This window comes from Streptomyces piniterrae, assembly GCF_005048155.1.
Lineage (GTDB): Bacteria > Actinomycetota > Actinomycetes > Streptomycetales > Streptomycetaceae > Streptomyces > Streptomyces piniterrae.
Window position 1 is genome coordinate 555694 of record NZ_SUMB01000002.1, and the last position, 22188, is coordinate 577881.

Genomic DNA, 22188 nt, shown 5'->3' on the forward strand with positions numbered 1-22188 from the left:
GCCGCCCCCAGGGGGGATTTGAAGGCCGCCGGCAGGGAAATCTGCTGTTCGGGAGCGCTGCATGGACATTGACAGAAAGCCTTGGCTGCCGCGCTTTCACCGGATTTATGGGACCGTGTCGACAGAAGCAAAGACGATCACCTGTCAGCGGCTGAGCGGTTCGGCGGCAGCTGGAGACCATGCGTTGATGCGAAGGCTGCGGAGGCAGGGCGCCTGTCGTGGTTGCCGGTGCTGCTTATGGCAGGGAAGCGCAGCTCCGCGTACTCGCTGCGCAGCGAAAGACCCTCAGGCCGCACGCAGGGCCGCGCAGTTTGCATGGTTGATCACCATGCCGTGGCTGTTCCCACGCATTTCCCGCTTGAAGGTCGCGTTGAACGACTCCACGAGTGCGTTGTCCGCTCTGCTGCACCACGCTCATGGACTGGCGGATGCCGGACTTGTGGCAGGCAGCAGCGAACGCGGCGGATGTGTATTGCGCTCCCTGGTCGGTGTGTAAGACGGCCCCGGCGAGGCTGCCGCGGGTCCGCTCGGCCGCCGCCAGGGCGTCGATGACGAGCTCTGCACGCATCTGATCGGCGATCGCCCAGTCGGCCAGACGGCGGGAGGCGAGGTCGATCACGGTCGCCAGGTAGCAGAGATTCCCGCTGCCGACGCTCAAGTAGGTGATTACTCCCTGCCGGTGGATCGTTGCCGCCGCCCAGAAGAGCAGGGGAGCCCAGCCCAGGTGGACGCCCGCCAGGAAGCGGTACAGATTGTCCGCGTCCGCCCCGCCCGCCGAACCTCCCTGCGCCAATTCCTCCCGACCGCCGCCGAGCGCGATGGCTGTGGGGCCACCAGCAGGCAGACACGGACGATGATGTCGGCCGGTGTGAGAGGGGCACGGGCGGTCACCATGCATCCCTGCCCGTCTCGGAGTTGGCGTTGGGCTTGTCGCTCAGACCTGCTCGGTGGGACGTACGAGCAGCTCGGCGACGGCCACGTGCCGGGGGCGGGTGACGATGTAGCCGACGGTGTCAGCGATGTCCTGGCTCTGCAGCCGGTCGATGTCGCCCAGAGCGGCGGTGATGTGCTGTTGGATGACGTCTGGGTTGTGGGTGCGCAGTTCGGTGTCGACGCTGCCCGGCTCGATGACGGAGACGCGGACGTGCTGGCGTGCCAGTTCCTGGCGCAGGGATTCGCTGAAGGCGCCGACGCCGAATTTGGTGGCGCTGTACACGGCGGACATGGCGTAGGCGTTACGGCCGGCGAGTGAGCCGATGTTGACGATGTCGGCGACCCGGCGCGGGGCCTCGGCTGCTGCTTTGACCAGGTGGGGGACGGCCGCGTGGGCGGTGTACATCAGGCCCATGAGATTGATGTCGATCATGCGCCGCCAGTCATTCAGGTCCGCGCCGGGGGCGGGTCCGAGCAGCATGAGACCGGCATTGTTGACCAGGGTGTCCAGGCGGCCCAGGCCCTCGACGGTCCGCTCGACCGCCTCGGCGGCGGCCTCGGCGGTGGTGATGTCGGCGGGCACGACCAGGGCCTTGCCGCCGGCGTCGGAGATTTCCGCGGCGAGACCCGTGAGCCGGTCCTCACGCCGGCCGACCACCGCCACGGAGGCACCCTCCCGGGCAAGCTCCAGGGCGGTGGCATTCCCGATACCGCTGGATGCTCCGGTGACCAGAGCGACGGTTCCTTCAAGACGACGAGTCATCGTTCAAACCTTTCGAAACGCGGCACGGCCACCTCGCTGCGGGCCGTGCGGGTAGAGGAAAGACAGCCTTCCTGGCGCGGGCCGTACGGGGTGGCGGCCGCTCAGTGCCGGGGCCAAGGGCAGAATGGGGAAGTGAGCACCACTGGGCAGAAGACCGTCAATGCCAACCATCGGGAGAGCGAAATCGAGGGAGACCTGCCGCCTCGCGAACGCCTGGTCCGGGCCGCGTCACGGCTGTTCTACTACGAGGGCGTCCGCGCGATCGGCGTGGAGCGGCTGATCGCCGAGGCCGGAGTGACGAAGGCGACCTTCTACCGGCACTTCGCCTCCAAGGACGACCTGGTCGTGGCCTATCTGCTGACCAAGGACGCCTACTACAAGGAGGTGGCCGAACCGCTGGCCGCCGGGCACCCGCCCGCGGAGGCGATCGACCTGATTTTCGAGGCGATCGCCGAGCACGCCCGCGAGCGCGGCTTTCGCGGATCGCCGTTCATGAACGCGGCCGCCGAGTACCCGGCCGCCGACCATCCGGTCCGCGCCCTGGTGACGACCCACCGGGACTGGATCCGCACCCTCTTCCAGGAGCTGCTCACCCGGCTCGGCCATGCCGACCCGGAGTCGGCCGCCGGTGCGCTGCTGATGCTGTACGACGGCGCGATGGCAGCCGGCTACCTGGACGACTCGACGGCCGCCCACAACACCCTGCAGGACGCGGTCCGGCTCATCCGATCGGGCGGCTGACCCCACCGGGGCCATGCGAAACACCGACCTTCTGCTGGACCCCGGACAAGCCGGGGCGCGGACTGGTTCCATGAGGCTTTTCATCTCTGTTCGACGTGCACCGGGATTCACTGGCGGTTGCCCGCCTGGTCGGCAGTCCCGTCCGGGAGGCCCGAAGCGCCACCCTAGAGGTAGGAAGACCGGTCGTTCTCCCTGTCGACGATAACCCCGTCGAGGTCCATGCGCCAGCAGGGCGGCCCGTTTGCGGGCGCCCTCACCGGCCGTGACCAGGGAGGACGGAAAGAACGCATCGCGGGCAGGTTCGCCCGGTATGAACCCCGCCTGCGGGCTGGGCGGTTGGTACTGGATCTGCTGTCGGACCTGCCGCGCAAAGATTGCTGGACCATCGCCGAGTGGTCTGGGGGGTGATCCGCTCACCGTGGGCGCCCGCGCGACCGTAACAAGGTGACCTCGGCTGTCGTCTCGTTTTGCTGGTGACACAGCGTGAGGTGGTGTGCCGTCGCTCCGGCGGTTGCGGCTGTGGCGGTGAATGAGGAGCTGCTGGCGTTCTACGACTTCCCGGCCGAGCACCGGATCCATCTGCGGACCACGAACCCCACCGAGTCGACGTTCTCCACGATCAGGCTCCGAACCAAGGTCACCCGCGGCGCCGGCAGTCCGGCCGCCGCCCTCGCGATGGTGGTCGAGCTGGTCGAGTCCGCCCAGGCCCGCTGGCGGGCGATCACCGGCGCCCACCTCGTCGCCCTGGTCCGCGCCGGCGCGAGGTTTGAGAACGGCGTCCTGGTCGAGCGCACGGAGACCGCCGCGGCCTGATCACGCCGCCGAGGTGTGTGCCCAGCCGCGGCGAAATCAGCCCAGAACGCCGGTCAGGGCGCGGACGAGTACGGCGTCGAACCGGTCGATGGGGTTGCGGTCGGGCGGGGGAGCGGTGAGCAAGGCGGTGATGCGAGGGTGGCTTCCTGCGGCGGCAACGTGGCGGAGGTAGGCGGACCGGCGCGTGGCGCTGGTGTCCGCGGCGGCCATCTCGTTCTGGACGAACAGTGCGGTCAGGCCGCTGAGGAGGGCGAAAGCCTCGAGTTTGCGGGCGGGGTCGGCCGGGTGGTCGGCGAGCACGTCGAGTACGTGCTCCAGTAGGTCGATCCCGTGGGGGCCGAGGGCCGGGCGGCCCATGACCATGGCGGGTAGCCAGGGGTGGCGGTGCATGATCTGCCGGGCCTGGCGGGCGATGGCGAGCAGGTCGGCCTGCCAGTCGCCGGTGGGGGCGGGCAGGCCGTATTCGCTCGCGGTGCTGTCGGTCATCAGGTCGAGCAGGTCGTCGCGGGTGGCCACGTAGCGGTAAAGCGAGGCGGCGCCGGTGCCCAGGACCGATGCGACGCGGCGCATGGAGACGGCCTCCAGGCCCTCGCGGTCGGCCAGTTCCACCGCGGCAGAGGTGATCTCGGCGCGGCTGCGCTCGGCCGGGCGCCCGACCGGCGCTTGCTCCGGCCGCATCCAGATCACCGGTTCCTGCTGTCTTGCCACTGCCACCTCCCGCGTTGTCACCAGCCTACCTATCGCATACGGTGTTCGCGAACGATGTTTGCGAATGGTGTTTGTGCAATGAGAGGGGGCGCGATGACGCGCTTCGCGCACAACGGCGAGATCCAGATCGCCTTCGAGGACCTGGGCGGCGCGGGCGGCGACCCACTGCTGCTGGTCATGGGACTGGGAACCTCACGGTTTTGGTGGCCGGACGGCCTGGTAGCCGAACTGGTCGGCCGCGGCTTCCACGTCGTGGCCTACGACCAGCGCGACGCAGGCGAATCCACCCACCTGCCCAACCGGCGCATCGGCCCGCCGGTCAAGGCCCTGCTGCACCGCAAAGCTCCGGCCTACAGCGCCGAGGACCTCACCGACGACGCGGTCGCCGTCCTCGACGCCCTCGGCTGGGAAGGCGCCCACCTCTTCGGCCACTCGATGGGCGGGCTCATCGCACAACGCACCGCCATCCGCCACCCGAAGCGCGTGCTGAGCCTGGCCACCTCCTCCGCCGTCCCCAGCGACACGAAAGGCCTGCGCGTCCTGCGCTACCTTCGCCTGACCTGCCTGCCCCGTTTCGCCCGGCTTCACCACCCCGAGACCCCTCAGGGCAACCTGGACCTGGCCGTGGCCCTCGCCCGCATCCTGGCCGCACCCAGCCAGCACATCGACGAGCAAGATGTGCGCGAGTTCGTAGACAAGGAGACTGCGCATCAGGTCACCAGCTTCCGCGACCAGAAGGCGCAGAGCCGCCAGATCGGCGCGAAGTGGCACGGCAGACCACTCGCCCAGATCACCGCGCCGACCCTGGTACTGCACGGCGAGCGCGACCCGCTCCTGCGCGTGGCGGCCGCGCGCGACATCGCCGACGCCGTCCCCAATGCGCGTGTGCGCACCCTGCCCGGAGTCGGCCACTTCCTCGCCCGCGACACCTGGGCCACCTACGCCGACGAACTGCGTGCGCTCGCCAACCGCGCCGACGAGCAACCGCAGATCGACGGGGTCACACATGGATAACCGGCGACCGCCGCCAGGCGCACTCCTCCGCAACCAACTGAAACCGAACTACCCCGTCGAGGAGATCCGAGGACATCCCACCCACAACTCTCGACAATTGCTCGTCAATATCAGGTGGTGGAACTGGAGTTCCGTGAAAGACGTTGAGGTAGGCATGCGGATCTCTTTAAGGCGTGTTGCGGGGGTCGTCGCCGGCATAGCAGTGGTGTGCGGCGGGGTCTCGGCGTGCGGGGCGACCTCAGGCGGTGAGGGCGGCCGGAGCGGGGGTGTTACGGCATCCGCTTCCCCCGCGAAGAAGGGGCCAGGAGGTCCGGGAGGCAGACTGTTCGATGGGATCTGGACCTTCGACGACGACACGCTCACGGTGGACGGACAAGAGGTGCGCGCCCCCGAGAACGCCAGTCCGTGGATCGAGTTCCGTGACGACGGGACGGTTGCAGGGGATTACGGCTGCACGCCGTTTCGAGTGAAAGCCGAACTTGAGGCAACCACGTTGACGTTGGGTGAAGACGCTCCGGCGCTGGCCCCTCCACCGACGCCTGCTTGGCACGACGAGACGACCTCATGCCCGAAGCCGGCACAGCAGAAGGACATCGCGAGTTCCGCGAGTCCGGACGCGCAGCAACCGAAAGCGGCGGGCCTCGTACAACGGAGCCCGGAACTGTCGGATTTCGAGGCGAAGGTCAAGAAGTTCTTCCACCGAGGCCTGCTGAAGATCGGCGAGAAGAAACTACCGGAGGAACCTGGAGGTCCGCCTCCCGGCTCGTTGCCGCAACTGCGGAACGAGCACGGTGACGTAGCCACCCTGACCATCATCAGGTCCCCGGCCTTCTTCGACACCGAGTTCCAACTGGACGCGTGGATGGAGTACGACCACACCGAAGGATTCCAGTCCGCCAAGGACACCTCCTTTGTGTTCCATCGCGACGGCACCGTCACCGGCAAGCTCGGCTGCAACGACTTCACCGCAAGGGTCTTCTTCAACGGCTTCCACCTCTTCTTCCGCGACACCCGCCTCACCACCCACCGCACCTGCGCGGCACAGAACATGAGAGACGAGGCATTTGTCTTCGGGATGCTGAAGCGTTCATTGAACTACTGCTATGTCGGTGATAGTGGCGGGATCTACATGAGGGACGACGTCGGCGACGAGCATCGGGCGACAGGTTTTCAGTTCAGGTCCGTCACAGATCAGTAGGCCACAACCGCCCCCACACGCCGGGCCGGCTGCGCTGGAAGGAGCCACGCAGCAGGGCCGCCGTGGAGGCAGGAAAACTGGACGAGAGTAAGCCGGAGCAGTCTCACGCTCTGGCTGCTGCCCGTCGACGTCTGGGCAGTGTGGCACCGGATCGATGCCGTTGGACCCTTGCGCGTCCGACGGGCGTCGTTGTTGACAAGGCCGCGGATTTGCTCATCCACTGCTAACTGACGGCCTTCATTGGCGACGAAGTCGCGGATCCTAGATCCGTGTCACGTGATCTCTCCTCGGTGTGATCAGAATCCATCGATGCCGATTACGTTGCCGAACGGATCGGTGAGCTGGGCGATTTTGCGGCCGGTGCCGACTGGCGCCGCCACATTCAGAGGCAACGCCGGCAGGTTCGGTCAGCAGTGCACTGAACAGGGCATTCGTCTGGTGGGTTCCTGGCGTTCTCGAGTCACTCGATGGCCTACGCGAGATGCTGGGACAGACCAGCTCTCACCGCACCGCTTTCCGTGCGGGTGGTGCGGGTAGGTATGGCGCACTGTCGGCCGGGCGCTCGGCCGACAGGCCGGCCCCGGTGTCCCGTACTGGGACGTCAGCCGGCAGGGTTTCCGGCCGCACCAGGGAGAAGAATGCAGACCGGGCCAGGGCGAACGGCGGGACCTTCGCTGTTCCGCATGCTGGAGTGGCACGAACACATCGAGGCGGAGCGGCAGCAACCGGGTGCCCGCGTTTTCCTCTCCGACTACAACGGCGGCCACCCCTACGTGGAGCGGTATCTCGGCGAGCTCGCTCATACCGCGCCACGTCATCTGGCAGACATCACCCGGTACTCGGGTCTGGACGAAGACCTGAAGCTCCGGTCCAAAATCGCCGCGATGCATGAGCGGTACGACGGGGTGGCCTACGGCGAGCGGAACGTCGTCCCGGCCGGCGGTTCGAGCAGCGTGCTCGGCACATTCGTCACCTGGCTCGCCGTGAACGGCCACCGGCGAGTCCACTACGTGGCACCCGTCTACTACAAACTGGCCTATCTCTTACGGGAGTTCGGTATCGAGCCGGTCCCGGTGGCCTCTGGGCACGCGTATCAGTCGGAGTTCGACCTGAGCCTTCCCGACGAGCGAACGGTCCTCGTGCTGACCGACCCCGTCTGGTATGCCGGGCGACGGGTGCCGGTGGATGTCCTGGACGCGATCGCAGCGTGGCAGCAAACCACTGGGTCGCTGGTGTTCATCGACGGCACCTTCCAGTACATGCCCTGGGACGGAAGGCTGGGCGAGGCCAGCGCCCGGCTTCCGGCCGAGCACACGCTGCGCATGGTGTGCCCCACCAAGTACCTGTCCATCCACGGATACCGCTGCGCCCATCTGCTGGTGCCCGCCGCGCTGCGTCAGGAGCTGGCCGACCTGCACATCAACCTGCACGGTGACATCTCCGTCTCCGACCGGCTCTTCGCCCACCGCGCCGCGGACCTCATGAGCCGGCACGGCAATGAGGGCTTGGTCGGGCACATCCGTGACAACCACGCGCGGCTCATCGCGAGCGGTGCGCTCGCCGCCTGGACACCGGTCGAGACCGGCTTCTTCCTCTTCGGTCGGCCACGCGTCCCGCACCGCTGGTTCCTGGCGCTCGACGAGCGGTACTTCGAACTCGAGGGTCACCCTGGCTACGTCCGCATCAATCTGCTCAACCCCACCGCCATCGAGGCGCTGGCGGCCACCGTCTCCGACCGCGGAGCCTCCGTCACGTCCGGGAACGGCGGGTTCCTGGGCCACTCGGAGTCAGGTGCCGGGGCCGGCGAGGGCGTGCCGACGTCGCCACACTCCGGCTGAGATACGGGCCAGCAGCCGGGCGGCGGGGTCGTCGACATCGCGGCCGTTCGCCAGCCGCCCGGTGTAGCAGACGGCGAGAACGTACGGTGCCGAGTCCGGGGGACGGACGACGGCGGCGCTGTGGCGCAGGCCGGGAAACCAGCCGTTCTTCCCGGCCATGGGCGTCCCTGGGGGCAGCCCGGCCGCGATGTCCACGCGGTGCACGTTGCGCTCCAGCAACGCCAGCACCTCCGGCTCCAGGGACTCCAGCAGCCGGACCAGGTCCCGGGCAGAGACCCGGTTGTGGACACCGGCGTCGCGCCCCGCGTAGTCCTCGACCCCGCGCGGGCTGCCACTGGCCGTGGCACCCGCCCGCCGCCAGACCCGGGCCACGGCCTCGTGTCCGACCTGCGCCAGGCACAGGTTCGTCGCCAGATTGGAGGAGTGGGTGACCATGCGCCCGGCGAGCCAGCGCACCGAGGCGCAGCCGCCGATCCGCTCCCAGGGCAACGGATCGCTGTCCCACTCGGGGCTGTTGCCGTAGCTGCTGCCCGTCACCGACCGGAACTCGTTGACCACCGGTATCTGCGTGTCCATGTCGAGACCGCTGCGGTACAGAGCCGTCAGAACGGCCACCTTCATCATGCTCGCCGCATCATGGGAAACGTCCGCATTGCGCAGCACCACCGGATCGCGCCCCCACGGTGCCACCACCATCGACAGCATCCCAGCATCGTATCCACCGCCCCTGCGCCCCGCCCTGATCCGCGGAGTCCAGGCACTGTCCTATCGGTCGTGTGACCAGGCCTGCGTTCACATCGTTCGGCGGATGTGGGGCGGGGTGATCTGTCGGATCAGGAATGGGCTCGACTGGAGCAGCGGAGCTTCCGTAGGAGGCGTCTCGCCACGCCCTCGAGGCTATCGGCCGAAGTCAGGGTCGATAGAAGTGCGCTGGTAGTGACATGGGTAGGAATGGTCGGGCTCCCCATACACCGGGACACTCCCATGCATCTGCAGCTTTCCATGCTCCAAAGTGAATGGCAGAAACTTGACGTCTTTCTGCTTCTCGAAACGAAGCGCCAGATAGGGAGTCAGGCCAGGATCTTTGTTGACCGCATGCCATTTCCCGTCGGTTGAACGGCGCGTCACCTGCGAGTCCGACCCGGGGCCGTCCCACCCGACCGGAAAGTCCTTGACGGAAAAGGTGTAATCGTCGCGCAGTCGAATGACCGGAAGCGGCGATCTGCATTCCCGCCCCCCGTCCCATCGGCCGACCAATTCGGAATGACGTACGGACTCCGGATGGGCGTAGGCCGGTTTGTTTGTCCCGCAAGCGGTCGAGGCGAGCACCGTCAAGGTGGGAGTCGCAAGGCTTGCACTGATGCGAGTGCGTCAAATCTCACGCTATCTGCTTCCAGTCGTTCCGGGCGGCGGGGCTGCCCCCAGGGATCCCTGGGGGTAGGGAGTAGTGGTGCCCGCATCGCCCATCTCGCCGCCGGTCCGCAGCCCCGCCTTCATCTCCCCAAGGATCCGTCATTTCCGAACTCCCTACTTTCCGGGCGATTTCACCAGGCGCCGGCATTCAGGCCAGTGCCATGCTCTCCCCGCGCCCTTTCCGACCTGACGGCGTGGCCTGGCGGTTGGCGGGCTGTGCGAACCGACGAAGCTCCTGGTAGACGGGTTCACGACCAAGATCACCCGTGCCGACCAGGAGCTCCGTGTGCTTGTCTATCCAGCGGTGATCGATCTGTCCAGGGCCCACCTGCGCCACCTCGCTGGCCAGCTCACGCTTCGCCGTCGCGAGACCGGCACCCGGTGGCGCCGCGTCACGCCGGGCCGTCAGGCACTGCCGGTCGCGGCCCATCTGCGGTGCGGACCGCGAGTCGCCTGGCCTTCGTGATCCTCGACGGGACACTGCTGCCGATCGACGGGATCGCTGCCGACACCCCGTACTACTCGGGCAAACATCCGCGTCACGGCATGAACATCCAGGTCCTCACCGATCCCTTCGGGCGGCTGCTGTGGGGCTCGCCCGCGCTGCCAGGCTCCACCCGCGACCTGACCGCCGCCCGCACCCACGGCATCGTCGACGCGCTCACCGAGGCCGACCTCAACTGCTGGGCCGACAAGGTGTACCAGGGTGCCGGCAGCTCCGTCCGGATCCCGTTCCGAGGCCGCCACCTCAAGCGTTGGCAGCGCCGGCGCAAGGCGCACACGCCGTTGCGCCGGCGCCGCGAGGAGCCCGTAGCCAATACCGCAGCAATTCGGGTCGTAACCTTTGGCGCGCACTGCACCCGATGGACCTCTGAAAAACGGGAGGCGGTGGCGCAAATCACGGCCACAGAGCCCGAGCGGCGCAAATCGACTCCACCCAGTAGCAAAATCCCTGGTGGGAGCCCACCGGGCGCCCAGTCACAGGAATTCCCCTACTTGTTCCCGGCTTGTGCCGATCGTCCATTCTTGGGAGCCCGGAGGATCCCTGCGTGGCTCGACACGAGGATCTCAGCGTGTTTAGAGTGCGCCGCGCAAACGCACGTCACCGGTCGTTTAAGAGAATCGAGATACTGCAGGAGTTTCTCCATGGGGAGTCGCGGCAAGCCGAAGCGGAGCGGCGCGAAGGTCGCCGTCATCGCCGGGGCGATCGCCGTGACGGTGGGGGCCGGCGGGTACGGCGCGTACAGCCTCATGAGCACGAGCGACACCGCCTCCGGCGAGAACCAACCCGCACCGGTGAAGACCGGCCCGCCCAGCGCGGTCGAGGTACGCGCCACCGCGCGGGACTTCCTCGACGCCTGGGCGGCGGGCGAACCGGACCGCGCCGCGGCTCTGACCGACGACCGTGAGGCCGCAGCGACCGCGCTGACCGGCTACCGGAAGGACGCCCACATCTCAAAGGTGTCTCTGAAGCCGGGCACGCCCACTGGCACCACCGTGCCGTTCGGCGTAAGCGCCGAGATCTCGTACGACGGAAAGCGCGCCACCTGGACGTACGGATCCGAACTCGAAGCGGTCCGCGAGAAGAAGACGGGCAAGGTGCTGGTCGGCTGGCGGCCCACCGTCCTCCATCCGGACCTGCGCGGCGGCGACACCCTCAAGACCGGCAGGGCGCAGGCTCCGCCCATCAAGGCCGTGGACCGCAACGGAGCCGGCCTGACAGGGAAGGAACACCCGGCGCTGCGCGAGGTGTTCTCCAGCCTGCGCGAGCGGTACGGGGATAAGGCCGGCGGGACGGCGGGCGTGGAGCTGTGGATCGCGCGTGCCGACAAAACGGCCGCCGATTCGGGCTCTGGTACGCAAGCTGACGGCAAGGACTCCGAGCGCCCTGACGAGACCCTCAAGGTGCTCTCCAAAGGCACGCCGGGCACTCTCCGTACGACGCTCGACACAAAGCTCCAGACAGTGACCGAGGAGGCGGTGGGCAAGCGCTCGAAAGCCGCGGCGGTCGTCCTCGACCCCGCCACGGGCGAGGTCCTCGCTGCCGCCAACTCCCCTGCCGACGGATTCGACATGGCCTTCCAGGGCTCCTTCGCCCCCGGCTCCACGATGAAGGTCATCTCGTCGGCGCTGCTGATCGACAAGGGGCTCGCGGCCTACGGAGAGCCCCACCCCTGTCCCAAGTACGTGACATACGGCGGCTGGAAGTTCCAGAACGACGACAAGTTCGAAATCAAGAACGGCACCTTCGAGCAGAGCTTCGCCCGCTCCTGCAATACCGCCTTCATCAGCCAGGCCGAGAAGCTCGACAACGACGAGCTGACCAAGGAGGCGCGAGACGTCTTCGGGATCGGGCTGAGCTGGGTAACCGGCGTGCCAAGTTTCGACGGTGCGGTTCCGGTGCAGACCGGTGCCCCGAAGGCCGCCTCGCTGATCGGCCAGGGTGGAGTCCGGATGAACCCACTCACCATGGCGTCGGTCGCGGCCACCATCCGTTCGGGAGCCTTCCACCAGCCGTACATCGTCGCCCCGTCGGTGGACGACCGGCAGCTCGCCAAGTCGTCCCGCCCGCTGTCCGCGGACACCGCGAAGCAGCTGCGCTCCCTGATGCGGCTGACCGCGACCTCCGGCACCGCGGCCGAGGCGATGGCGGGGCTGGACGGGAAGATCGGTGCGAAAACCGGATCGGCGGAGGTCGACGGGCAGAAGAAGCCCAACGGCTGGTTCACGGCCTACCGGAACGACCTGGCCGCGGCAGCGATCGTCCCCGCAGGCGGGCACGGCGGATCTTCGGCGGGCCCGATCGTCGCGCAGATCCTGCGCTCGGCGGACTGAGCTGCGGTAGGCGAGCTAGGGAGCTCACAGGTATGCGAGACGTCGCGGCAACGCCGACCTGATATCCCGGGTCGGCGCTCGCAGCCGCGGTTGAACCAAGCAGCTCCGGTGCCTGTCGGGGCGACGGGTCGGTCAGAGCCCGCTTACGGAACCTCGTCGGTCTCCATCGCCTTCAAGCGGCTACCAGGATCCTGGTGCGAGAAGGATGTGATGGGCCGTCAAAGGAGATGGGCGTCCCGCCACAGGCTTTGGCTAGCAGAACCAGCCTCGGAAGGACTCCTCGCCCTCCTCCTCCGCGTTGGAGTTCCGCCGCGCCACCACCGCCAGCAACCGCTCGACCGAGCGCTGCCATGCAGCGGCACGTGTCGGTTCTCCCGCCTGCGCCCACGACGGGACGAAACGCTTGCGCCGCCGCGGCTGGTACGGAGGGCGGTCGGGGGCGTCGGCCGCCGCGCCGAAGAAGTCCCCGCCCTTGCGCTTGAAGCCGTCCGTGCCCCACGCCTGGCTCTGGCGCTGCTCGGCCGACGCCTTCCGCAGGTGCGGAATGTGCTTGGCGCAGTGGATGTACGCCTCCTCAACCGTGATCTCGACCCACAGCTGGGCTCGGCGCCCAGGCACGGGGTCGACCGGCAGCTCGCGCTGGGCGCGGCGCATCTCCTCGTCGGAAACGATCCGGGCCCGCCCGTTGACGTGCAGGCCGATCCGGTCCTTCAGGAAGTCGATCATCAGGATGCCGACGTGGGGGTTCTCCTCGATGTTGCCGAGGCTGGCGAGCACGCCGTTGCCCCGGTACTCGGGGTAGACCAGCGTCCTGTCGTCGAGAACCTGGAGGAATCCGGGCGGACCGGCCCGGAAGGTGTTGTCGCACTCACCGTGCCGGTCGGAGGTGGCCAGGAAGCACATCTCCTGGCGCGCCACGAAGTCCCGCATCCTGGTGTTGAGCCGGTCCAGGACCTGCTCGTCGTAGAACTTGTCCGCGCGTGCGTTGGTGCCCATGCGCTCCTGGAGTTCGTGCTCCCCATCGCTGCCGGGTCGGATCCGGCAGCCTGCATCGGGCATGGGATCCACCGTGGGCATCCGGCCTGCCGTGGACATCTGGTCCGGCACTCCCACCTGGTCCGCCCTGAGCTCCGCTGGAACGCCACTGGCTGTCTCGGCGTTCACTTGTATGTTCACGTCCGCATCTCCTCCGTTCCCTAATCCCGTGCCGCGACGGGGCTCTTCGAGGGAGTCGTGCCGCATGCGGTGGGCCGGTACGCCGATCTCCACCAGAGTGTCGACGCCACTGCGGATCTGGCCGGGCGGAGACAGTGACAGTCGCGACGTCGGGGGTGCGCAGCTCGTGGGAGACGGCCTAGGCGTGCCACCAGGCTGGCGCGTGCCGCCCGTCTTCGGCGGCCGTGTCGATCACGATCTGCGAGATCGCGGTGTACGCCTGCTCCCAGGCGACCTCGGTCTCCTCGCTCCAGGTGTTCGTCGCGTAGCGGTTGAGGACGCCGATGAAGCACTCGCCGACGGCCGGGTAGTGCGCGGGCTGGGTCCCCTACTTGCCGTGGCCGCGACCGAGGTTGGTGAGGTACTCGGTCAGGACGCCGGCGTCGTCGGCGTGTTCGGTCGCTGTGACCAGCGCCTTGAAGAGGCAGTGGCGTTGAGCATCCATGGCGGCTGGTAACAAGTCCCCGCGTCTCGGGATGATGCTCGAACAGCATCGCGTAGAAGTGCGAGGTCACCTTGCCGGCGATCGGCTCGATCCCTGCCATGGTGCGGCGGATCAGGACCGCGTCCGGCGACGCGCCGGCGGCTTTGAGGCTGCCCTCGGCACGAGCCTGCCCCCGGGACCCGGAATCGTGCGGGGGCTCCGCTGCGGCGGCCGACGCGGGCGTCTTGCGCGGCCTCGGAGCGAACAACTCCCCACCGCCATTGCTCATCTCGGTGATGCCGCTGCCGGCGGACCTGGTGGTCGGAGCGTCCATGGCCTCCCTCACCTCGAACGTCACCGTGCCACCCCGAACTATCCCTTCGGACAATGCCAAGAGTTCGGGTACGGACGCCTCGCCCTCAGTAGGCGGGCAATCCGGCTTTGGGACAACTGCCACCCCCGGCCGGACCAAGCTCGACCATACCCGACCAAGGGCAATTCACAAGCTCGGCTCTTAAGAGCATCCGAAAGGCCGAGAATTTCCCGCATTTCCACGAGCAACGGACGGCTGCCATTCACGTACATCCACCGCACATATCCGTTACGACACGCACACGCAATGGACACAATATCTGCGCCGACAACTTCGTCACCGACAGAGATTCGCTACTCGTTGCACGCCTCGACTGACGGCACTGCCGAATCGTGCGACTACGGCCATTCTGTACATGGGTGCACCCATAGGACTCGCAAACGCACCTGAGCCCTATGGGTAGTTAACAGTGCTCGTATCTCTTCGTTTCTTCGCAGCCATGCCTCTATCGTTCAGCGTGGAGAAGGCGGAGACCAATGGCAGCGGAGCCGTGCAGCCGGGGAACGTCACGGTCGAGGTCACGGACGACGCCTGCAAGCTGGGCAGGGTCGGTGAGGGGGCACGCGTGGCAAGTTCACCGTGAACGCGAAGCGGCATGGATGGCGCCTCTCCACGTACCGGTCCCCGGCGACCGGGAGGCTCCAACCGCCGAGCTCCGGCTTCGGCGAAGCGCATGGCGCACCGATACCGAGAAGTAGATGCCGGACGCGGGCGGGGGCTGGGCCGGGGGGGCTCCATCCCCGCCCGCGTCGCGCACGGATCCTGTAGCCGGGGGGACCTTGGATCCGTCGTGTGCCGACGAATCAATTCGGCACGCTCAGTTCTGCGCCGTCGGCGGATCAAATGTCACACCCGCAGGCCGAGCGAATGGCGGAATTGTCGTACGCGCACACATCGGCGAGAGACACCCCTGCTGTGACCGCATAGGGGTCGCCGCACACACGCTCTTCGTCGAGTTTGTGGAAGGCGTGGCCGACACGCTGGCCTGATGGTCACAGGGCATCTTCACCATGGGCACAGAGAGCGTTCGCGTCCTACTCAATTACGGTCTGCCGGCCGTGATCTATCTGCCGGTCGGACACGAAATAGCCGCATGGATACGCCGCCTCTGACCCTGTTGCCGCCAATCCAGACCTGTGAAGAAACGAAGTCGGCTCAGCAACCGGTCTGAAACCGGGCTACTTTCACACACTCCAGAAGAATGTGGGCGATGGTGCAGCTGACGGACGTGGACCGACGCGGCTTGACTGCGCTCTCCTGGTCGAACGTCAACTCGTACGGGCACCGTCCGCTCGACGTGGGCCAGCGCCTCGAACTCTGTGTCTCCGCCACCGTGCCCGGACCACGCCACGTGGCCCACGCCAGCAGCCTGCCGAGAACAACGTCCTGAGGATCAGCGCCCATACCTACCCAGCGCGCAAGTGGGGCTGCGGATGAGCTGGGTATCGGCGTCGATGACGGCCTGGTGGTTGCTGGAGTACCGATAGGTCAACGACAGATGAAACTGGACAGCACTCAACGAACCTGCGCAATTCCATGTCAGAGTTGGACTGCGCAGATTCACCGACCGACGACACTCACCTCGACGAGTCGGTTGGTGGATACCAGCCAGGCCACACTGCGGTAGGGAACTGGGGTGCGCGCCGTCTACGGGCTTCGAGCACGAGGGACGTGACTCCCGAGACGAGCGTCGCGGTGAACGACAGCATCACGATGACCGGCCGCCAGATGTTGGAGGCCCCCACCACGACCAGCCACATCGCTGCCGAACCCGTCGCCAAGACCAGCAGCAAGGGGACCCTGACGCTGCGTGACAGCCTGCCGCTCACCGCGACGAATGCGTATCCCAGGATCGCGCCTGGCGTTACAGCCACGGCCAGACCCAAAGCCATAAAGGCAAGGAAGGCGATGATCACGTTCTGACCTCCGGATTCATGACAACCGGTCATAAGGGCAGGCAGACCCGCATTCCCCGCTGCTCCGGCAGGTTTACACGCCGACAATACGACGGCGCCCGACGGGTACGCCCAGCAGGCCCCGGGCCGTCCACTGGTCGGCGCTCACCGCAGCGACTTAACGTTCTGGGGCGCGCCGGCTCGGCAGCCTCGCCGCTCCCGGGAAGTACCGCAAGTGGCGTGGGGGCCGGGGCCCCCCCGCCCCCCCCCCCCCCCCCCCCGGGGGGGGGGGGGGGCGGGCCCCCCCCCCCCCCCCCCCCCCACGACTGCTGGGGGCGCTACTGCACGTCGACGTAGTCGCCGGTCGCCTTGACGGCCGGAGTGGTCGAGGTGCCGGCGAAGTTCCAGCGCCAGTAGCCGTCTGCGGACGCGGTGGCCGTGGCCTTCACGTCACCGGTGCTGGAGGTGTTCACCGTCTGGAGGGTTGTGTAGGTGCTGGTGCCCGCCTTGCGGAACTGGAGCTTGACCGGCTGGGCGGTGTAGCCCGCGTAGGTGTCGGTGTCCCAGTTGGCCCGGGTGAGCCTGCCGGTGACCGTGAGGGGCTTGCCGGCGGCTATCGGCTCCGGGCTCGCGTTGACGGTCAGCTTGGAGAAGCGCTGGAGTCGGACGGTGGTGTAGGCGTCCCGCACCGCCCGGCTGTCGTCATTCGCCCACACCTCGACGCCGACCTTCCAGGTTCCGGCGTCGGCGTTGGTGAGCCACCAGTCCGGTTCGAAGGTGAAGGTCTTCGAGCAGGTGGAGGTGGTCGCTGAGGAGGCGACGCAATCCGCCGGGGTGGTGTCCTCGTTCGGCTTGATGTAGCCGTCGGGGTTGTCGGGGTCGGTGCCGCGCCAGAGGTGGAAGTCGGCGTCCCAGATACCCGACGGGTCGGTGGCGGTCACAGAGACCGTGATTGTCTTGTCGGCGAGGCCGATCGCGATGTCTTTGCCGCCGTTGACGGTGACATTGGCGATCTGGATGTCGCCGACGGTCTCGTCCGCGTACGCGGCAGGGGCGGTGGATCCGCCCAGCGCGGTGGCAGCGGCGAGTACAGCGAAGATTGCGCGCTTGCGCATGAATCTCCCCACAATGTGAAGACGCCCGCCGGATGCATGACACGGCAGGCGAAGGAGCGGCCAACTGTAAGCAGTCGAACGTTTTTTCACAACGGCCGTCGATCACACCGATGCCATCAGCGCACCCGCCCGACAGCAGCATTGCCTACGAGGAGTGCCGCTACGCCAGCCCAGACGGGCACCATCCGCCATGTTGAGCGGCGCACCGGCAACACCGTGATAGCCCGGCCCCGGAGTCGGTCACGCCGCGACCGCCTGAGGGACCCAGGCGGCTGCTGGGGAACGGGGCGCCGAGCAGGTAACCGAGCTGCGCCGCGACCCGGCATCCGTGCTGGGTCAGAGGCGGCGTACCCGCCCGGCGATCAGGTGTCCGGCCAGCAGATAGATCGCGGCAGGCAGGCCGTAATTGAGGACGACGCGCAGCCTTTCGGTGTCCATGGTGAAGATGTCCCGCGCCCACCAGGCGAGCCAGTCCGCCACGCCCCAGGGCCGCCCGCTTTGCGGCGGTGCCGGCACGACTGCCGCTGTACTGATCATCTGCGGGTAGGGATTCGCGTCTGTGACTCATGGGAGTCGCAATCTGACGTACGGAGCACCTCGACAGCGGGGAAAGCGAGCACGGCCAGGGTGGCCACCCCCCACAGGAGTCACCCCGGCCGTGATCACGTACGGGGCGACTGTGCGCGCCCGTATGCAGTTCTGCGCCGCAGCGTGCTGTCGCGTTACCCGACGAAGCGATACGTCCCATGTGCGCAGACACATGCGCACTCCCAGACGCTTGGTCGTGCGGGTGTGACAAACGATCAACCGGTGGCGCAGTAGAAGTAGCCGACTGGTCATCGGCTCAGCGGACCCGAGGGCTCCCCCCGTGCCCGGCGGGTCCGCCACCCGGCGAGGGCGGCGCCACCCACCTCTGTGGCCCCGCCCTCGCCGGCCCCCGCCCACCGGCTGGATCGGTGTCGGTCACCTGTCGCTGGTGCCCGCGCTCATGACCGGGTAGAGCGTGAACGGGTTGGGGAGGGTGCCAGGCGTGGCCACCTGGCTCGCGAGCGTCGAGAGGAACCTCTGCTGGTTCTTGGCGCGGTCCAGGTCGCTGCCGACGAAGGCGTGCTGGGTACGGACGTACGCGAGCGCCTGGGCGCCGTCGAGGGTCTGTGTGCCGGCCTTGAAGTCGGCGCCTGACCACTTGTCCGTGAAGCCCTTGTCGAGGTTCATCTCGACGCCGCCCATGGCGTCGACGATGTCGGCGAAGCCGGTGAAGCCGATCTCGGCGTAGTGGTCGATGTGCAGCCCAGTGTCGTACTCGACCGTGCGGACCAGCAGCTGCGGACCGTCGAAGGCGTAGGAGGCGTTGAGCTTGTTCGCGCCCATCGCGGGCCTGATCTTGCCGGACTCGGAACCGCGGAACTGTGGGATGGTCACGTTCGAGTCGCGCGGCAGGGAGATCAGCGTCGGGCCGTTGGAGCCGACGTGCAGGATCATCATCGAGTCGGTCCGCTGACCCGCCTCCGCGCTGCCGCCGGTGTGCAGGCTCTTGCGCCGGGCCGCCGACATGCCCTTGCGGCTGTCCGAGCCGACGATCAGGTAGTTGGTGCCCTCGCCCTCGGCCGGGCGGTCGATGACCTTGCCGAGGTCGACCTCCTTGCGCAGGTTGGAGTCGCCCAGAGGTACGTGCCGGCCAATACCACGAGCAGGAGGACGAGGACGGATATCAGAATCCGCTTGACCTTGCCGCCCCGGCGCGGGGACGGCCCGGCTTCGTACGGCCCGCCGCCTCCCGGCAGGTGCGGCGCTGAGTGGCGCTGGCCGGGAAGGACACGGGCGAAATTCGGATGAGGCGCGGCATTTCCGCGCTCATGCCGGTCCTGAAAGTCGGCGTACCTGCCGTCGGGCCTCTGATTCATGCCCCGCAGTGCGCATTCCCCGGCTCCCTCAGACGCAAATCGAGGATGGGATTCCAGAAAGAATGTTTCACGCCTGAGCACAGCACCCGAGGGAACCGCCTGCAATGTCCTGCCAAACATGCAAGGGGGCGAATGAACGGGCAGTCGCGGCTGATTGCCATAATTCGGGCACGTCGAAATGATCACACGTACCGACTTTGATCACCACGTTACTCCCTGCGGCCGCAGGATGAGCGTGGGGCTGCCGGCTCGTCACCGGATCACGTATCGCCACTTCCGTGCAATGTGCACTCAGCGGGGGGCTGTACTGGGAGAGCGGGGTTTGTCGCGCGGCGGAACGTGCGTATCAGAATGCACACCGGGGTGCGCACCGGGGTGCGCATCGAGATGCGTACCGGGACGGAATTGTCAGTGCACCGCGCATCGATCGCCGACGGACACGGTGCCATGCTCGACGGCAATGATCGGCACGCGCCCTTTGCGCCCCGCAGCGGGGTGAGACCGGCGTGCGGAGTGCTGAAGGGGGTGGTTCGCGCTCAGGGGGCACTGGCGGCCTGCACCCCCTGAGCTCGAAGGAAGCCCCGTCAGAGGCGGCGAAGCCAGGCTGCTGCGCCGTGGCCGATCGCGAGGTAAATCAGCGCGGGCAGGGCGTAGTTGAAGAAGACACGCAGTCCTTCGGTGTCCATGATGAAGATGTCCTGCGACCAACCGGCAAGCCAGTCGGCCACACCGTGCACGAAGTCGACAAAGACATTCGCCTGATTTGCTTCGAGCAGATACAGCAGGATCCACAGCCCGAGAAATACCGCGGCGACATCCGCGATGCTGTGAATGATCAAGGCCATTCGGCCCCTGTCGATGCCTCCGCGATTGCCGCTCGAAGGCCTTCTGCCGTGGTATGCCGCGTTCGGAACGTCGCCGTACGGTCCGGCCGGGGCGGAGTTGTAGGGAGGGGGCGAATTTCTGGGGCGCGGGGCATGCACTCCGTCAGCAGGCGGCAGCGGGGCCGTATCACCGACATCCGGCGCGTTTGATCCGCCGCGGTAGGGAGGGTTTGATCTGGAGTCGTATGGGCGATTTTGCGGTATGCCGTCATTGGGGTAACTCACGGTCCCGCGCATTGCCCGTTGGGAGAATCCGAAACTCCCTTCACTGCTTTTTCACATGACTGCCCTCCGACCGCCACCTCGCAATCGAGGGACCAATGGCGCGGGCGGCCCGTCAGGGACCGCCCGCGCCGCGCACGGCAACTTGAGACGGGGGGACCGCAGATATCAAGGCACCGCACGACCGATAATGATCGGCACTTCCCCCTGCGGCGCAGCGGACGGAAGTGTCACACCCCGATGCGACTGCCTCACTGCGGACGTCTCGTCGCCGGGAGGGCACCACGGACGGAGTCGCTGAGTTTGAACTCGCGGAGTTGTAGGGGCTGACGGCTGACGGCGTACACGCGAATGTGCACAGGCCGCTACAGCTCGAAGTACACAACCTCCACCTGGTTCCGGAGTGCTGGGGAGCGGTACCACCAGAGTCGTCAGCGTGCGGCATCGTGCCCGCCGTCAAGGACGCCTATGGGCGTCGCGGTGCGATGCCGCCTTCGGCCCTGCCGGCGTGCCAGTACTGCGCGTATCCCACCGGTGTTCCGTGGGCCAGTACGAGGAAGGACTCCACACGGGACCGGCGCCGCCCCACGTACTTCTCGGCCACCTCTTCACGCGACTTCGGCGCTCCTCCCCAGTGCTCGACGAAGTCCGGGGTCGCGAACCATGCGGCCAGCAGATCCAGGTCATCCTCGCTCGTCGGGACCAGCCGGGTCAGCACCCCTTCGAGGGCAAGGCCATCAGGCATCGCTCACACTCCAACTCGAACTCGCTGCATCGACGTTGGTCCGCCGACGGTGCCGGGAGATGATCCTGCGCCGGGTGCGGGCCGATCATCGGTTGGGGCCCCGGTGCTCTGGTGTGCGGCGCGTTGTGCATGCAGTGCACTATCACGGGAACGCCGACACACCCGCGCCGCGACCGTTCACCGTTGGCGTCTCCGAGCTCATCGTGCTTCCAGTAGATCTGGCGATGGCCGGAAGCCTGCCCGTCGGTAGACCGGCACGCTGCGCTCGGACGGCCAGACGATGAGCACCTCCGCACCCAGCTCCTGGGCGTGCTGCCGTAGGGCCTTGAGAAGGGCAGCCCCGAACCCGAGATTGCGGTGCGCGGGGCTCACGTAGAAGTTGGTCACGTAGCCGACGGGGGTGTTGTCCTCATAGGGGTCCGGTACTCGCTCGACCAGGTGGAGGAAGACATGCCCGCAGATCTCTGCGCCTGTCTCGGCCACCCAGGCCAGCCACTGCCCGCCGTCAAGCCGCTCCCGGATCCACTGCTCAGCCTGCGTCATGGACCTGGCCGGAGCCGAAGAACCGCCTTCGTAGTCCTCCTGCTTGAATGCCCATCGCAGCTGCGCCAGTACGGGAGCATCAGCGGCTTGGGCCTGGCGCACGCGGAAGTCTGTGGTCATGGGGAAAGTCTTACGTGTTCCGATCTCGGTCGGCTCCTGGTTTTTCTGGCTTGCCCCGGCAGGGAACCCAGGCACCCCCGGGTCGGCGTCGCTACCGCGGCTGAGCGAGCAGCAGTTCGCGCGGTTGGAGCAGGAGCTGGCCAGGGGGCCGGCCGCGCACGGTTGGGAGTACCAGCGGTGGACGCTGGAGCGTGTCAAGACCGTGATCGGCCGACGTTTCCACCTGACCTACACCATCCAGGGCGTGCGGAAGCCAGGCGGCGGCCCGTGGAGCCTGGCTCGTCTTCGAGGATGAAGCCGGCTTCTCCATGACGCCGCCGCACGCCAAGACCTGGGGCAGGCGAGGCCGCAACCCGGTAGTCCGAGTCCGCGGCCGCTGGCACACGGGTGTCGATCGCCGCACTGACCTGCTACAAACCCGGCCTCACATGCTGCCTGACCTGGGTGCGGGCGAGGTCAAGCGCGAGCTTCCCTGTATGGGTGAAACGACCT

General features: G+C 67.3%; 17 protein-coding genes and 7 pseudogenes. 12 read left to right on the forward strand and 12 right to left on the reverse strand.

What is annotated here, in order from left to right:
• Positions 1-348: 348 nt before the first annotated feature.
• Both FCH28_RS39015 and FCH28_RS06760 read right to left on the reverse strand, forming a co-directional pair.
• Positions 349-673, reverse strand: a pseudogene (locus FCH28_RS39015) (transposase); the annotation flags it as partial.
• A gap of 261 nt (positions 674-934) precedes the next feature.
• The gene (locus FCH28_RS06760) at positions 935-1696 is read right to left on the reverse strand and encodes an SDR family NAD(P)-dependent oxidoreductase (protein ID WP_136738771.1); all 762 of its coding nucleotides are present in this window, start codon (positions 1694-1696) and stop codon (positions 935-937) included.
• A 132-nt stretch (positions 1697-1828) separates the two neighbouring features.
• Here FCH28_RS06760 and FCH28_RS06765 point away from each other — a divergent pair, with 132 nt between their 5' ends.
• The 3 genes and pseudogenes from FCH28_RS06765 to FCH28_RS06775 all read left to right on the forward strand — a co-directional run.
• A complete protein-coding gene (locus FCH28_RS06765; RefSeq protein ID WP_246102473.1) occupies positions 1829-2437 on the forward strand; it encodes a TetR/AcrR family transcriptional regulator in 609 nt (202 codons plus the stop codon).
• 219 nt (positions 2438-2656) lie between these two features.
• A pseudogene (locus tag FCH28_RS40020) lies at positions 2657-2839 on the forward strand (hypothetical protein); the annotation flags it as partial.
• Positions 2840-2974: 135 nt separating this feature from the next.
• A pseudogene (locus FCH28_RS06775) lies at positions 2975-3250 on the forward strand (transposase); the annotation flags it as partial.
• Between the two features lie 36 nt (positions 3251-3286).
• Here the strand turns inward: FCH28_RS06775 and FCH28_RS06780 are convergent.
• Positions 3287-3958 carry a TetR/AcrR family transcriptional regulator gene (locus FCH28_RS06780; RefSeq protein WP_136738773.1) on the reverse strand — a complete coding sequence of 224 codons (672 nt, stop codon included), beginning with the start codon at positions 3956-3958 and terminating at the stop codon, positions 3287-3289.
• A gap of 93 nt (positions 3959-4051) precedes the next feature.
• On the opposite strand from FCH28_RS06780, the gene FCH28_RS06785 reads away from it, so the two are divergent.
• The 3 genes from FCH28_RS06785 to FCH28_RS06795 all read left to right on the forward strand — a co-directional run bounded on the left by FCH28_RS06785 (position 4052) and on the right by FCH28_RS06795 (position 8008).
• Complete coding sequence (locus FCH28_RS06785; protein ID WP_136738774.1) at positions 4052-4972, forward strand: alpha/beta fold hydrolase; 921 nt, start codon at positions 4052-4054, stop codon at positions 4970-4972.
• Complete coding sequence (locus FCH28_RS06790) at positions 4965-6170, forward strand: META domain-containing protein (RefSeq protein ID WP_169314070.1); 1206 nt, start codon at positions 4965-4967, stop codon at positions 6168-6170. Before FCH28_RS06785 ends, FCH28_RS06790 begins: the two co-directional genes overlap by 8 nt.
• A 683-nt stretch (positions 6171-6853) precedes the next feature.
• Positions 6854-8008: an aminotransferase class I/II-fold pyridoxal phosphate-dependent enzyme gene (locus FCH28_RS06795; RefSeq protein WP_169314071.1), complete on the forward strand. Its 1155-nt coding sequence runs from the start codon at positions 6854-6856 to the stop codon at positions 8006-8008.
• On the opposite strand, the gene FCH28_RS06800 is transcribed toward FCH28_RS06795, so the two are convergent.
• Positions 7958-8713, reverse strand: coding sequence for a serine hydrolase (locus FCH28_RS06800; protein ID WP_136738777.1), 756 nt, complete (start codon positions 8711-8713; stop codon positions 7958-7960). The genes FCH28_RS06795 and FCH28_RS06800 overlap by 51 nt on opposite strands.
• Positions 8714-9707: 994 nt before the next feature.
• Here FCH28_RS06800 and FCH28_RS06805 point away from each other — a divergent pair.
• Together FCH28_RS06805 and FCH28_RS06810 are read left to right on the forward strand one after the other, a co-directional pair.
• Positions 9708-10237, forward strand: a pseudogene (locus tag FCH28_RS06805) (transposase family protein); the annotation flags it as partial.
• A gap of 435 nt (positions 10238-10672) precedes the next feature.
• On the forward strand, positions 10673-12256 hold the full coding sequence (locus FCH28_RS06810) for a penicillin-binding transpeptidase domain-containing protein (RefSeq protein ID WP_342781589.1): 1584 nt from the start codon (positions 10673-10675) through the stop codon (positions 12254-12256).
• Between the two features lie 252 nt (positions 12257-12508).
• Here FCH28_RS06810 and FCH28_RS06815 read toward each other — a convergent pair whose 3' ends face one another.
• A complete protein-coding gene (locus FCH28_RS06815; protein WP_136738778.1) occupies positions 12509-13315 on the reverse strand; it encodes a pyridoxamine 5'-phosphate oxidase family protein in 807 nt (268 codons plus the stop codon).
• Positions 13316-13610: 295 nt separating this feature from the next.
• Positions 13611-13757, reverse strand: coding sequence for a globin family protein (locus FCH28_RS40025; RefSeq protein ID WP_425471904.1), 147 nt, complete (start codon positions 13755-13757; stop codon positions 13611-13613).
• 950 nt (positions 13758-14707) lie between these two features.
• Here FCH28_RS40025 and FCH28_RS37955 point away from each other — a divergent pair.
• From FCH28_RS37955 to FCH28_RS06835, 3 genes are all read left to right on the forward strand, one after another.
• Positions 14708-14851, forward strand: a complete 144-nt coding sequence (locus FCH28_RS37955) for a hypothetical protein (protein WP_169314072.1) — start codon at positions 14708-14710, stop codon at positions 14849-14851.
• Between the two features lie 627 nt (positions 14852-15478).
• The gene (locus FCH28_RS06830) at positions 15479-15658 is read left to right on the forward strand and encodes a hypothetical protein (protein ID WP_136738779.1); all 180 of its coding nucleotides are present in this window, start codon (positions 15479-15481) and stop codon (positions 15656-15658) included.
• Between the two features lie 305 nt (positions 15659-15963).
• On the forward strand, positions 15964-16191 hold the full coding sequence (locus FCH28_RS06835) for a hypothetical protein (protein ID WP_136738780.1): 228 nt from the start codon (positions 15964-15966) through the stop codon (positions 16189-16191).
• A 310-nt stretch (positions 16192-16501) separates the two neighbouring features.
• Here the strand turns inward: FCH28_RS06835 and FCH28_RS06840 are convergent, their stop codons facing one another.
• The 6 genes and pseudogenes from FCH28_RS06840 to FCH28_RS06865 form a co-directional block, all read right to left on the reverse strand.
• A complete protein-coding gene (locus tag FCH28_RS06840) occupies positions 16502-17278 on the reverse strand; it encodes a DUF5707 domain-containing protein (RefSeq protein ID WP_136738781.1) in 777 nt (258 codons plus the stop codon).
• 336 nt (positions 17279-17614) lie between these two features.
• Positions 17615-17794 carry a hypothetical protein gene (locus FCH28_RS06845; protein ID WP_136738782.1) on the reverse strand — a complete coding sequence of 60 codons (180 nt, stop codon included), beginning with the start codon at positions 17792-17794 and terminating at the stop codon, positions 17615-17617.
• A gap of 462 nt (positions 17795-18256) precedes the next feature.
• Positions 18257-19182 (reverse strand): annotated as a pseudogene (locus FCH28_RS06850) (LCP family protein); the annotation flags it as partial.
• Between the two features lie 584 nt (positions 19183-19766).
• Complete coding sequence (locus FCH28_RS06855) at positions 19767-20042, reverse strand: hypothetical protein (protein WP_425471905.1); 276 nt, start codon at positions 20040-20042, stop codon at positions 19767-19769.
• A 730-nt stretch (positions 20043-20772) separates the two neighbouring features.
• Positions 20773-21033, reverse strand: a pseudogene (locus FCH28_RS06860) (GNAT family N-acetyltransferase); the annotation flags it as partial.
• A gap of 198 nt (positions 21034-21231) precedes the next feature.
• Positions 21232-21696, reverse strand: coding sequence for a GNAT family N-acetyltransferase (locus FCH28_RS06865; protein ID WP_136738784.1), 465 nt, complete (start codon positions 21694-21696; stop codon positions 21232-21234).
• A 70-nt stretch (positions 21697-21766) separates the two neighbouring features.
• Between FCH28_RS06865 and FCH28_RS40030 the strand changes: the two are divergent.
• Positions 21767-22119 (forward strand): annotated as a pseudogene (locus FCH28_RS40030) (IS630 family transposase); the annotation flags it as partial.
• Between the last annotated feature and the right edge of the window lie 69 nt (positions 22120-22188).